At 69.1% G+C, this 13047-nt stretch carries 9 protein-coding genes; 7 read left to right on the top strand and 2 right to left on the bottom strand.

Annotated elements, in window-relative coordinates; genetic code table 11:
* The first annotated feature begins 1367 nt into the window (after positions 1–1367).
* From ACZ4V1_RS33155 to ACZ4V1_RS33140, 4 genes are all read left to right on the top strand, one after another.
* Positions 1368–3887, top strand: a complete 2520-nt coding sequence (locus ACZ4V1_RS33155; RefSeq protein WP_468343917.1) for a helicase associated domain-containing protein — start codon at positions 1368–1370, stop codon at positions 3885–3887.
* 596 nt (positions 3888–4483) lie between these two features.
* The gene (locus tag ACZ4V1_RS33150) at positions 4484–5833 is read left to right on the top strand and encodes a helix-turn-helix domain-containing protein (protein WP_468343914.1); all 1350 of its coding nucleotides are present in this window, start codon (positions 4484–4486) and stop codon (positions 5831–5833) included.
* Positions 5834–5976: 143 nt separating this feature from the next.
* Entirely contained in the window at positions 5977–6525 is a 549-nt protein-coding gene (locus tag ACZ4V1_RS33145; RefSeq protein WP_468343911.1) for a hypothetical protein, read from the top strand.
* 150 nt (positions 6526–6675) lie between these two features.
* Entirely contained in the window at positions 6676–7614 is a 939-nt protein-coding gene (locus ACZ4V1_RS33140; protein ID WP_468343908.1) for a hypothetical protein, read from the top strand.
* Between the two features lie 49 nt (positions 7615–7663).
* Here ACZ4V1_RS33140 and ACZ4V1_RS33135 read toward each other — a convergent pair whose 3' ends face one another.
* Positions 7664–9139: an NF041680 family putative transposase gene (locus tag ACZ4V1_RS33135; protein WP_468343905.1), complete on the bottom strand. Its 1476-nt coding sequence runs from the start codon at positions 9137–9139 to the stop codon at positions 7664–7666.
* A gap of 263 nt (positions 9140–9402) precedes the next feature.
* Positions 9403–10770: a hypothetical protein gene (locus ACZ4V1_RS33130; RefSeq protein WP_468343902.1), complete on the bottom strand. Its 1368-nt coding sequence runs from the start codon at positions 10768–10770 to the stop codon at positions 9403–9405.
* Between the two features lie 274 nt (positions 10771–11044).
* On the opposite strand from ACZ4V1_RS33130, the gene ACZ4V1_RS33125 reads away from it, so the two are divergent.
* From ACZ4V1_RS33125 to ACZ4V1_RS33115, 3 genes are all read left to right on the top strand, one after another.
* Positions 11045–11302 carry a hypothetical protein gene (locus ACZ4V1_RS33125; protein WP_468343899.1) on the top strand — a complete coding sequence of 86 codons (258 nt, stop codon included), beginning with the start codon at positions 11045–11047 and terminating at the stop codon, positions 11300–11302.
* Positions 11303–11486: 184 nt separating this feature from the next.
* Positions 11487–12092 (top strand): hypothetical protein, encoded by a 606-nt coding sequence (locus ACZ4V1_RS33120; RefSeq protein WP_468343896.1) that lies wholly within the window; start codon positions 11487–11489, stop codon positions 12090–12092.
* 289 nt (positions 12093–12381) lie between these two features.
* Positions 12382–12951, top strand: a complete 570-nt coding sequence (locus ACZ4V1_RS33115; protein WP_468343893.1) for an HNH endonuclease family protein — start codon at positions 12382–12384, stop codon at positions 12949–12951.
* Positions 12952–13047 lie beyond the last annotated feature (96 nt).

Raw genomic sequence — 13047 nt, 5'->3', positions numbered from 1 at the left:
CTGCTCGCTGCGCGAGCAGCCCACCCCCGTTGCTGCGCAACGGGGGTGACGCTCCGTTCGCTGCGCTCCCGGAGCTGCGGGACCTGTGGTCCCGCGAGGTGGCTTCCGCTGCGCTCCAGCCACCCGGGGTGCTGCGCGCCCCAAAGGCCGGCCCCGCTGCGCGGGTCGGCTCAACGGGCCTACGGCCCGGGCGTCGAGGGGGATGGTGGCGGGGGTCCGGTGGCTCGGGGCTCACTAACCGTTGCGTGCTGCTGCTTTCCTCTTGGCCCGGTTCGCCACCCACTGCGTCACCACGTTGACCACGGCCACGAGAACCGCGAAGACAAGCGCGTCGAGCCACGTCCTGTCTGTAACAGTGCGCCACACCACTGCGGCCGCCCCGTAGACAGCCACAACAATCGCCCAGCGCACCCATCGCCGAGACCACCACTCGACTGACCGCTCCGGTGTCTGCATGCCACCCGGATACCCCAGAACGCGCCCAACGAGCACCGCGCCGGGTCCGAGCGGCTACAGGGAAGGGCACCCGCCTTCACCTTGGATCGCGTCCTGATGGCGTTTCAGGCGGGTGAAACTCTGAGCCGCGAGGGCCGGCCAGATAAACGCGCAGGCCCCCGGGAACCACAGGCTGAATCCCGCGGGCCCGTATTCCCCCCGCCACAACGCCAGTCCGAACCAGACCAACATGAGAACAGCCACGCCGAGCTGCACCCACCGCATCGTCCGAAGCGTCTCGGCCTGACCCTCGGGTAACGGATATGAACGATCTGCCATGCCTATCGGCTACCCCCAGGCAGTGGGCGCATCAACCGTCACCTCTCATGCCGAGGGGGCACCGGACGCTAAAGCCGGGACTGCATCGCCTCTTCCTGTCGGTGACGGCGAAGGGTCCACAGAGTGCCGAGGAGGAACATCAGGAACATGGCTGCGCACACAACCGCCCACACCACCGCTGCCGTACCTTCATCGCCCACGACCCTGTCGATCAGCAGCACGCACCACAGCAACGCGAACGCTGCGTGGAACCAGCGCCCGAATCGAAGGATTCTCACCGTCCGGGCCGGGAGCGGGTACTGACTTCGCCATCTGAACTGACTCATAGGCTTCGGCTACCCATCGACAGTCAGTTCGTGCTCTGGATCTCCACTCAACAGGTATAGGCACGCTGTGCTTCATTTTTGATTGACGATAGACTCTGGAGAGGGTTGGCAGTACTGGTAGCATCGGGCTGTCTCCGATTCGCCGTGTCCCGAGTTCTGTCGGCTGACTGACAGTGGCATCGCTGCTCACCTGAAGAAGCCGATCTACGTGCAGTTTTCCATGGCGCATCGTGCGGGCACAGCCATGAGAAGGAAGGCGAAAAGACCGTGAAGGAGCTCCGCCCCCACCAGCGGGAAGCCGTTGACTCGGTACTTCGTTCCTTCGAATTGTCTGCACGGTCGCGTGTGCCCGAACGGGGGCTTCGGACGCAGGTGATCATGGCGACAGGGTCCGGGAAGACTCTGGTGGCGGTGCGTAGCGCGGAGGAGCTCCATGCGGGCCGTGTGCTGGTGCTCGTGCCCTCGCTGGACCTGCTGGCGCAGACCGAGGCCGCGTGGTGGGAGGGGGGCCGTCGGGGGCCGATGATCGGGGTGTCCTCGCTGCGGGGTGAGGAGGTGTCCTTCCCCAACACCACGGACGTGGACGAGCTGGTGGAGTGGACGCGGGGCCTGGAGAAGGTGACGGTGTACGCCACGTACGCCAGCCTCGGGCTGGGCACGCTGGAGCGGGCACACGCTGCGGGTCTGGCGGCTTGGGACCTGATCGTCGTGGATGAGGCCCACCGTGTTTCGGGCCGGATCGGGAAGCCGTGGGCGGTCGTCCACGACAACCAGAAGATCCCGTCCCTGCGCCGCCTCTACATGACGGCCACGCCCCGGGTGTGGCAGCTCGGGGACGAGGACGAGGCCGGCGCACCCGGCGAGCTGGTCGCGAGCATGGACGACGACCCCGAGGGCCCCTTCGGCAGCAGGGCGTTCACCCTGACCCTCTCGGAGGCCATCGACCGGGGAATCTGCGCCCCCTACCAGGTCGTATGCGTGGACGTCACCGACACCGCGCTCCAGGCCGCGCAGCTCCTGGGCGCCGAAGGCCGCTCGGCCGAAGTCCGCGGGGCACGGCTCGCCGCCCTGCAGACCGCCCTGGTGAAGGCGTCGGCCGAGGAGGGCTTTGGCCGCACGCTGGTCTTCCACCACCAGGTTCGCGAGGCCGAAGCGTTCGCGGCCGGCCTTCCCGACGTCGCCGCGCAGCTGCACGCCAGCGACCCCGAGCTGTACCCCAAGACGATCTGGGCCAACTGGCTGTGCGGCGACCACAAGCCGCTCCACCGCCGCCGCCTCCTGGGCGAGTTCGCCGCCGGGATCGCCACGGACGGCACCGTCGTGGAGAAGTGCTTCCTGTGCTCGGTGAAGGTCTTGGGCGAGGGGGTCGACACCAAAAAATGCGACTCCGTGTACTGGGCGAATGTGCGCGGCTCCATGCCGGACCTGGTCCAGGCCGTAGGGCGGGCGCTGCGGATGCAGCCGGGCGAGGGCAAGGTGGCCTCGCTCGTGGTGCCGGTGCTGCTCGGGCCGGGCGAGACGGCGGACAACATGCTGACGAGCCGGGCGTTCGGCGGGCTGGCGAAGCTCTTGGAGGCGCTGCGGGCACACGACGCGCGGATCGTGGAGACTCTCGCGGAGCAGCAGGCCCCGAGCCGCTACAGGCCCGTCAGCAAGGATGAGAGCGGGACGAGCACGGGCGGGAGCGGCGAGGGCTCCGGAGGCGTCAGCGCGCCCGCCAAGGCCCTGCTGAAGTTCTCCACGCCCCGCGACCCGGCCGCCCTCGCCGCGTTCATCAACCTGCGCGTCCTCAACCCCGAGCACGAGCACTGGCGGCGCGGCGTGGAGGCCGCCGTCATCTACAACCGGCTGCACGGCGACTTGAAGGTGCCGTTCACGTTCCGCGTGCCCGCCGTCGAGGACCAGGAGGCGGAAGGCGAGGGGTGGCCGGCCTCGCTCGCCGGGTTCCCGCTCGGGCAGTGGACCGCCGACGCTCGCCGGTTCTACGCCCGCGGCGACATGGACGAGGACCGCGTCGCGCAGTTGGAGAAGCTCGGCATGGTCTGGAGCCATTTCGACGTCGCGTGGGAGGAGGGCCTGTCCGCCGCGCGCGGGTGGGCGGCCGAACACGGGCACCTCCTGGCCCCGCTGGACGCCACCTACCAGGGGTACCGGGTGGGCATCTTCCTGAAGAACGCGCGGGCCGCCGCCAGGAAGGCGCAGGAGATCGAGCAGCGGCGCGCCGAGGGGCTGCCGGTTCAGTCGTCGACCGGGGCGCTGTCGGAGGCGCGGCGCGAGCAGCTGGAGGAGATCGACGCGTCCTGGTGCCCGTCGTGGCCGGTGACGTGGCAGCGGTGCTTCCACCTCGTACGGATGCACCTGGACGCCGGTGAGGCGCTGCCCACCGAGGCGGGCGACGTCGTGCGCCAGGGCGAGGATCTCGGGCGGTGGGTGCAGTCGGTGCGGCTCGGGTGGGACCAGCTCACAACCGTGCAGCAGTGGCTGTGCGAGCAGGTCCTCGGAATCGAGCCCGCAGCCGAGAACGAGAAGCCGAAGCCGCGCCGTACGCAGGCCGACAAGTGGGCGATGAACTACGAAGCCGCCAAGCAGTTCTACGAGCGCGAAGGGCACCTCCAGGTCCCCAGGAAGCACGTCGAGCGGATCGTCGGCGGCAGGGGCAAGGACCAGGAGGTCCGGGAGCTCCGGCTTGGTGCGTGGATCGGAAACCAGCGCTCCCGGGCGGCGACGCTGACGCCGGAGCGGATGGAGCTGCTGTCCGCGATCGGGATGCGGTGGTCGTACGGCTGAGATTCGGCGAGCACAGGGCGGGTGCAGCGGGCGCGGTTGGTTTGCGCCCAAGAACGATGAGGATCCGTAACTAAAGAGTCGTTGTTCTGATCAAATATGCACCTGGAAGCGAAAGGGTCGGCCCATTGTAGGGTCGACCCTTTCGCGTGCCGTTTCGCGCGCCAACGCGTCAGGCTTGTTTTCCCTGTTCAGTTGGTTGGAGCCAAGGAAGCAGGGCACCGTCGTACTGGCGGCGGTGGTATGGGAAGCATGGCGGTCCGAACGGCAGCTATTCCATCAATCGCGAGACGAAGCAGTTCAAAGCGGTTTCAGCTTACCTCCGTCGGAACAGATCGACAGCGATACGCCTGGTCAGAGGTTGATCGAGAATGTCTCAATCGGATTGCGGGAGATTTCTACATTGGGACGGTTCTGATTCATCTATCATCTCCGTGCGCGGTACGCCAATCGGGTGGCAGGATGCTGTGCGGCTTCTCGGTAGCGCCAACTGCCCTGAGGCGTCGTTTGGTTGGAGCCAAGAGGACGCGGACCGCTGATGCGGGTCCGCACGTGAGCAGAGCCTGAATGCACTGGCTCTTGATTGAAGGGATGACGCGGTGGGTCGACCAGAGAAGCCCATTCCGGATCCAGTGAGTCCACTGGGCAGACTTGCGGTTTCCTTGCGCAATGGGCGCCGGGGTGCGGGGCTTTCCTACGTTCAGCTGTCGGAGCGGACCCGGTCCGTCAGCCCGGGAACCTTGCAGCGCGCGGCCTCGGGGGCTGCCCTGCCCAAGCTGGAGGTAGCGCAGGCTTTCGCGCGTGCCTGCGGCATGGATGTCGCTGAGGTGACCCGGCTGTGGCATGCGGCGTATCAGGGGAGCCTGGGCGGACGCGCTGCGAGCCGGACCAACGCGCCGGAGCCGCGCCCTGATCTCGTCAAGGACCTGCCTGGCCTGTGTGCCGCGTTGGAAAAGTTGCGGCAGGCCAAGGGGGCCCCGTCGTTCCGGATGATGCAGTACCGGGCGCGGAACGCCGGCAAGGAGCTGTCCCGCAGCACCGCGTACCGCATCTCGCGCGGTGCGACGCCCACGTCCACCGACTGTCTGGAGGCCTTCCTCGTCGCTTGCGAGGTGCCGCCGCGGGAGCGGACGGTGTGGTTCGACGCCTGGCTCCGGGCACAGCGGCAAGCCGTCCGGGCCCACCAGGATGCTGACGGGCGTGAGGAGGTGCGGCAGATCGAGTCGGTGGTCGCGGACACCAGCCGCGGCCAGGTGTCTCAGGAGACGGCCGTCAGGATGCTGCGGAAGGCGGGTTTCAACGCCCGGGAGCGCTACCGGCATTTCGATGCACCGTGGACGGTTGAGTGCATGCAGTGTGCCGCCACGTTCCGCATCCGGCTGTCCGATGTTGTTCTGGTGCGGGCCACGTGTCCGGACTGCCCGAAGCTCACCGAACACGTGCGGGAGGCCTGGGCGGAACTCCTGACGAACCCGTCCGGTCTGCTCAGCCGCCAGGTCGTACGCGCGCTGCGGGCTGCGACGGTACTGCCGGCCCGGCTGCAGCGCGATCACCTCGACGTGCCCGTGTTCGTGGCTGATCGCACCACTCTGCGCATCCTGCAGTCCGGTACATGGCATCCGGCCTTGGAAGACGCTCTGCGGCGTCACATCCAACGGTCGTTCATTCTGGATGTCCTGCTCGTCCACGACTACGACACCATGGCCGCACCCCGAAACGGGCACCGGCACCGCCGGCTCGCCAAGGCCGCCGGCCTCGTGGACAGTCCCCCGGACACGACTCCTGCCGCGCAGGAGCAGCAGGGCCATGTGAAGAGCTCCGCGAGGAACCAGTCAACGTTTGGGCGAGAGGCTGCCACGGCGTCGGGCGCCGCCCGCACCGCCGCGGGCTCTCCGGGCTCTCCGGGCTCTCCGGGCTCCTGGAAGCCGACCAGCAACAGCGGCGCCTGAAGCAAGGTCCGGGACCACCAGGCGAAGCCCTCCAGCAGCGCACCGAGTGGGCTGACGCCTTGGCCATGGACAGTCATCAGATCACCGCACGCGCCACGGCGCAGCCATCTCAGAGCCCTTCCAGCACAACAAGGACAAGCCCGATGAACCACTGCTCAGCATCCCAGCTGGCGGAGTACGCCTCATCATCTTCATGCGCTCGCCTGATACTGGGAAGCGGTGCCTCCCAGGACGCCTTCCCCAGCACCTGGACGTGGACGGCCGTCGTCGGCCTCGCCGCCCTGATCGTCAGTACCTACTTCTCCATCGACCAGGTCCGCAAGAGCCAGCGCGCCAAGCAGGCCAAGCGCTTCCAGTCGGACTACGAACTGCTCGACGAAACCGTCGTCCTCCTCGACAAACTCGCCGGCACCCCAGCGCAGAAGGCGGATCTCACCAGTCTCGGTGAGCTCCTGAGCCGCATCAAACAGGCCGAACGCCGCTTCCCCGAGCTCCCCCTCGGTACCGTCGTCGCCCACATCGACGCCTACAGGAAGACCCCCCTGCCAGACGACTTCCACCGCAAGGTCACCAGCAAAAGGGTTCTCCTGGACGACCTGCTGGACCTGTCCCGCCAGCAAGGAGCCTCCATCGCCAGCGCCCTGGCAGCCATCTCAGCCGTGCAGAACGAAATCGACCAGCGCACCAGCTGACCACGCAGAACCGGACCGGCCTCCCATGAGCTTGCTCTTTAACCTCGGGACCTTTATCGGGGTGAGAGTCGCATCCGTGGGGGGCGGAGTGTCGTTGTGTCCTGGGGCGGGGCCCGCCGGGCCCCGCCCGACGACGACGGAGGATGCATCGTGTACGTGAAGAAGACATGGGGGGCGGGGGTCACCACCCTGGCCGCCCTGGCCCTGCTGACCAGCGCTCCGGGCACCTCGGCACTGGATGCACCGGCCACCCCTGCCGCTCCTGCCGGACTGTCCGAGGAGTTCGAGACGGATGGCGCCTTCGTCGCGCCCGACTACCAGGTCACCGCCTTCACCGTGACGCTGTGGGGGGCGGGCGGCGGCGGGGCCGAAGGGGGCTTCGGCGGTTCCGGTGGCACCACTACCTGGTCAGGTGGCGGCGGTGGTGGCGCCGGCGGGGGCGGCGGGGGCGGCGGCTACTACGTCGAGTGCCAGCTGACGGGAGTCAAGCCGGGCACCCAGTTCAAGGTTACCGTCGGTAAAAGCGGCGAATCCAGCACTTACTTGGGCGAAGGCGACCCGTTCGGCGACCGCGTTCCCACCGCCGGCGGAGATACGTTGGTCACCGTCGATGGTCGCACCATCGTTTTGGCCAAGGGCGGTCACGGCGCCGCCGGTCCCGCCGCCAGTGGCACGCCGAGCGTCGGCCAGCGGCACGGCAACGGGGGCAAGGGGAAGGACGGTGGGTATCGCGGGCCCGGCGCGATCTGCACGCCCAGGGCCGGCATCGGCGCCTACACCGTCACCTCGCATAACGGGGGAAGCGGCACAGCGGGCGCCGACGGCACCGACGGCAGCAACGGCAGCAACGGATTCATCGGAATCGCAGGCGGCCCGGGCCGGGGCGGTGACGGCGGCCGGGGAGGCGACGGCGGAGCCGGCTTCAACGGCCGCGGCGGCGGAGCCGCAGGCGGGGGCGGGTACCCCGGCAAAGGCGGCGTTCCCCTCTGGGGCGACGCCCCGAACGGGACCTCCGGCACCAACGGCGCCCCCGGAGCTGAGGCGGGAGTTAGGCAGGGAGCCCCCGGCCACGCCGTGATTGCCTGGTAGAAGGGGCCGAGGGCCGAACCCGTCCGCACCGGGTTTCACCGTGGCGCGTTCACGCTCTGCGGCGAGGCTTGGTGCCCACCTTGTGACGGGCGGGACGGGTATACGCCTCGCCGGTCGCGAGGACTCTGCCCACGTCATGACGGGTGGCGGGATGACGGTTCTTTGAACCCGGCGGACGGCCGGGTCCAGGGCGGGACGGTTTCGGTGCACCAGTAGGAGTTCCGGTCTTCGTGCGCAGGTTCCTGAACCCCCGTCGGACGCGGGCGGGAGTGAGTCTGTTCGGCTCGGCTGGCTTCTCCCAGGGGCGCCGGAGGTCAGCGGCCAGCGGGCGGGCGAGCCGGAGCTGGGCATAGGCGGCGATCACCAGCCAGGTCCACCGGTCGGCCGCTTCCGAGCTGCGAAGCCGGGGCTTGGTCCATCCGAGCGTCTGCTTGAACAGGCGGAATGTGTGCTCGATGTCGAAGCGGCGGAGGAAGGACTGCCAGCAGCGGTCCACGTCGCCGGTGGTGGCGTCGGTACCCGACCACCACAGCCAGACCGGCTTGTTGACCCCGCCGCTGGGCAGCTTCTCCACGACCAGACGGATGACGGTGCCCTCGATGAGAGGCAGCGGGCCGTCGTGGTCGAGCCAGGCCGCCCGACGTGTCAGCCTCGGATGCAGCCGGTCCCATGCCTGCGCGGTCGCCTTCCCGTAGCGGCGAGTGTCGGTGACCGTCACGGCCTGCTCGGTGCCCCAGGTGGCCGGGTCGCCGAAGACGAACTCGCCGCCGTGCTTCGGCGGTCGCCCGCCTTGGGGATAGGACAGGGCGTAGTCCTTGAGCGAGGGCGTCGGCCGGCGCATCACCCGGTCCGACCGCAGTCGGCCCAGGATCTCGACGGGCAGGTCGCCCAGCAGGTGAGCGATGCGGGGCGCGTCGTATCCGGCGTCCAGCACGACCAGGACGTTGGGGTCGCCCTGCTTCCACTGGCCGGCGGCGACGAGCCGTTCGACGACCTCGCGGAGCTGGACCGTGGTCACCGCGGCGACGTCGGCGCCAGGGTCCAGGCGCACCGCGTCCAGCACCGCCGTCCAAGACGTGCGGCCGGTCTCCAGCGCGGCCACCACCGAGTAAGGCCAACCGGGCACCATCTGATGCTTGCCCTCACCCCGGCCGAACGTGTGGCAAAAGGCCCGGTCGGCGCTGGTGTTGGCGTCCGGCCGGAGCCACGGCGAGACATCCACCGCCAGCACGAGCCGGCCGTCCGCCGCCCTGGGCAGAGGCACCCCGGCCAGGGCCCGACGCAGCCGGGCGACATCGATCCGGCCCTGGTTGAGTCCGCCGTACAGAGCTCCATGCCCACGGCGGTGCTCGGGCGCGAGCGCGAGATCGACCAGCGTCCGCACCGGCCCGTCCGTACACAGCAACGCGTCGCACAGCTCGAACAACGCGTCGCCCCGTGCGGTCAGACACGCGTACAGCTCCGAGCGGAAGTGTGACACTTCCGCGAACGCATCCCGCAGGATGCTCTGGTGCACCAAGCTCACGGTCACGGCCTTCGCGCTGATCCACTCTGTGACGGAGCACAGGATCAGACGGAGGCCGCCTTCCTGTCCGCTGAACTGCCAAAACGCTGACCAAGTTCGATCCGCGTTCGACGCCGGGCCATAAATGACAAGCTGAGGCCGGTCCGTACGTCACGGCCTGCTCCGGGCAACCGCCCGCAACCTCACAGCGCCGCCTCGGCCTCATGCGCCGACAACGCCCAGCGGAACTTCGTGCCCACCCACTCGGCGACGTACCTGCTGTGCTAACGCTCGGAGTGGCGTACGAGCTGGCGCAGGCGTGCTTCGACCTCGTACCGGTTGAGGCGCTTGGTGCGAGCGTAGTGCGTCACCGCATCCTGCACGGCTTCCGCAGCTTGGCGCCATGCTCGGCGTTGGAGGTCCCGCTCGTGGTGGTCGTCGAGCTGTTGGAGCTTGTGGTGGGCGGCGTCGGCCGCCTGCTGCAGCATGATCAGGTCGGTGGGCAGTCCCGTCGTGGTGTTGGTCGCCTGCGGGGTGGATGTTTCGCGCTGTTCGAGGGCTGGAGGCACCGCCTCGAGGTCTGAGGGCACGGTCTCGGCGGCCGGCGCGACAGGCTGCAGCGGCAGCGCGGTTAGAAGGGGACGGGCCATCAGAGGGACGTCCGGGGCGGGCGGATCCTGCTCGGTGGGCGGGACGGTGGCTGGCAGGCAGGTGGGACGGTTGCGGCTGGCGCCGGTCGCGGGCGTGGTCTCGCGTTCGGGTGGCAGGCGGGTGTCATCGCTGTCCAGGTCCTCCAGGCGGTCGCGGTCTGCGCTGGTCACCCAGTAGCGGTGCACCGTGGTCCCGGCGCGGAACTGGATGGGCACGATGGTGCCGGCGGCGGTCTGGCGGACCATGTCGTCGAAGAAGACGTCGCGGGGCTTGGCCGTGGCGTGGGCTTTTCCGCAGCGCCGGATGCCGTGGGGACAGGGGTAGAGGGCGCTGGTGTCGCAGTGCCAGAAGTCGAGGGCGCGGAAGCCGGAGACGATGCGCAGGTCGCCGTTGCGGGCGATGAGGTGGGCGGGGAGGCGGTCGCTGCGGGTCCAGTGGGTGTCGTTGCGCTGGGCGTAGGCGGCTCGGTCGGTGTGCCAGGCCGGGGTGATGCCGTTCTTGGCGGCTTTGCCGGAGCGGGCGCGGACGCCGCGCAGGCCGCGTTCGTCGATGGTGGACAGCTGGACTTCCCAGCCGATGCGGCGGCCGTCGGCTCCTTCGACGAGGGTGTCGGTCTGGATCCAGGTGCGGCCGACCCGGGTGCGGACCTCGCTGTCGCCGCCGAAGCCGCCCTCGTGCGCGGCGCGCAGGATGCGTTCCTGGTAGGCCTTGTGCTCGTCGCTCATCGGGACGCTGTGGCGTTCTTCGTCTTCGCGGCGCTCGTGGACGGCCTCGCGCCGGCCGCCGCGCATCCGCAAGTGCATGGGGGCCTCGACGCCCATGTCGCGGCACACTCCCCCGCACTGCAGGTCCCGCTCGCTGACCGGCACACCGAGACGGCCGTAGAAGCGGTCTGTCTTGTAGACCGTGTCCCACAGATCGGGGAGCTCCGGATGGTCCAGGTCATCCCGGGTCAGATCGAGAAGAATCCGGAGCTGCTTGTGCCAGACGACGTTTGCCAACTCACACCGCCTCACCGTTGATGGTCGTTGCATCGACGGTACGACCAGGCACTGACAATGCGGCAGGAGCCGGATCAGCCAACACAAAATCTGACAACCAGACGATGGGGCTGTACGCACGTTCAATTGATGTGTGTCTCCGGATGCAGTCCGCCTGCGCTTCGCCAGCAGGTGTTGGCGCCCAGTTGGGCTCGACTTGGCAGTCGCTGCACGGCATCACGCCTAGTCATGACACGTTTGACGAGACCGAAGAGACATCGACTCCCTGGCCAGCGTGAGCGACCGCGCGCAGGCCGTCCGCAAACTGGCCACTGCCCTGCGGACCCTGCACGTGCGGGCCAGCCAGCCGACCCCGCAGCAGATCTGCGTCCACTCACGCTGGCGACTACATGCCCCTCAGGTCACCGCCATGCTGGAACGCGACGAACCCTGCGACTGGCCCACCCTCGTCTTGCTGCTGGGCATCCTCGGTGGCTCTCCCGACTACTTCCGCCCCCTGTGGCAGGCCGCCACCGAGCAGCCATCCGCGTAGAGCTCGCCCTCCCCCTGACGTACCAGAACTGGCGGCGCCTCGGGCCGGTTTCACGAGCGCACCAAGGTGAGCGGTCCCTCTTTCGTGATTCCGGTCGAGCGGCTCGCCGTGACTACGGCATCGTCGTGGCCAGCGCCCCCTCCCCGGGGCGCGCCGGGGCACGAGGACACGCTGGAGGGGCGGCATGGGTGAGCGGGAGACGTGGACGACGGAGGAGTTCGGTACGTCCCATGAGGGCGCGGTCGGTGTGCTGCTCGCCGATGGCTCCGTGCCGGCGCCCGTGTTCTTCGACATGAGTTCCGGAGGCGGCGGGCAAGCGGTGTTGCAGTGGAGCACCTATGACGGCCGCTACCCGCGGGTGCCGCGAGCGGCCGCACTGCGGGCGGTGTGCTCCTGCGGCTGGACCGGCCCGGCACACGAGTTGGACTGGGACCAGATCGGTGATCAGGCGCTGGCCGAGGCGGCCGGAGGAACGGCGGACACCTGTACACAGGACTGGGACACGCACACCGCCGAAGTAGACCGGTCCGCCATCCCGCTGCCGGAGACCTTCACCAACCTGCTGGCCCAACTGGTGACAGAGATCGAAACGCTGGCCAAGACCTCACCGCTGGCAGCCCTGCGGGCAGCACGCCAGCTCGAGGTGACCGCCGCACGAACCGCGTACTGGCCCGCCCACCAAGCCCGCCAGGACACGACCCAAGAACAGGCCGCCCACGCCCTCGGCCTCAACGAAGACGCGGCACGCAAGCTGATGGCCCGCTTCGGTGACTGGAGCCCCTACCGCTGATGCCCCGAAGCCGGAACGTCGCCCAGGCCTGCCTCGGCGGTCTGGGGATGGTGCAAGGGCGATGCCCTCCCCCTCAGTTTCTCCCTCGTTCCGGTGGCCGTGGCGCCGCTCCCGGGCATGTCGGTGCCAGCCGTTGGTAGCAAGGCGTGACCAGCCGGTTCTTCGAAGGGACTTCCGTGCGCCGTACCGCCGTGCTCGCCGCCGCCGTGACCGCTCTGCTCCTTCCCGCCACCGCCTACGCCGCCCCCGCCCACACTGCTCCGGACCGGGCCGCGGCCCCGGGGACACCGTGACCCTGACCGTGAGCGAGGCCCTCGACGCACTCGACGTCGCGCCCGAGAACACCACCGGGTACAAGCGCAGCTACTTCCGGCACTGGATCGACGCCGACCGCGACGGATGCAACACTCGCCAGGAGGTTCTGCTGGAAGAAGCCGTCGAAGCGCCCGAGCAGGGCGCCCGCTGCAAGCTGACCGGGGGCCGCTGGTACAGCGCCTACGACGACACCTACATCGACGGCCCCAGCGGCACGGACGCCGACCACCGCGTGCCGCTCAAGGAGGCCTGGGACAGCGGCGCCGCCGGCTGGACCCCCGCAGAGCGGCAGGACTTCGCCAACGACCTCGGCGACCCCCGCTCCCTGGTCATGGTCTCCGCGCGCAGCAACCGCTCCAAGGGCGAGAAGGACCCCGCCCAGTGGCAGCCCCCGGCCGCCGGAAACCGGTGCGAGTACAACACGCTGTGGGTGGTGGTGAAGACCCGGTTCCGTCTGTCCGTGGACCCCGCGGAGAAGACCGCACTGGCCGGCGAACTGGCCGACTGCCCAGACGACGTAGTCACCGTCGAGCTGGCCCGGTAGCCGCCCAACATCCTCGTGCCCACAGCAACGGCGGCAGACACCCACCCCCAGATGTCAACCCCTGGGGGGCCGGGCCATGTCCCGTGCGCGCCTTCA

The sequence above is a fragment of the Streptomyces sp. NPDC028991 genome, from assembly GCF_055564775.1.
The sequence above is the reverse complement of the archived record's forward strand: the minus strand, read 5'-3'. Positions and strand labels throughout refer to the sequence as shown.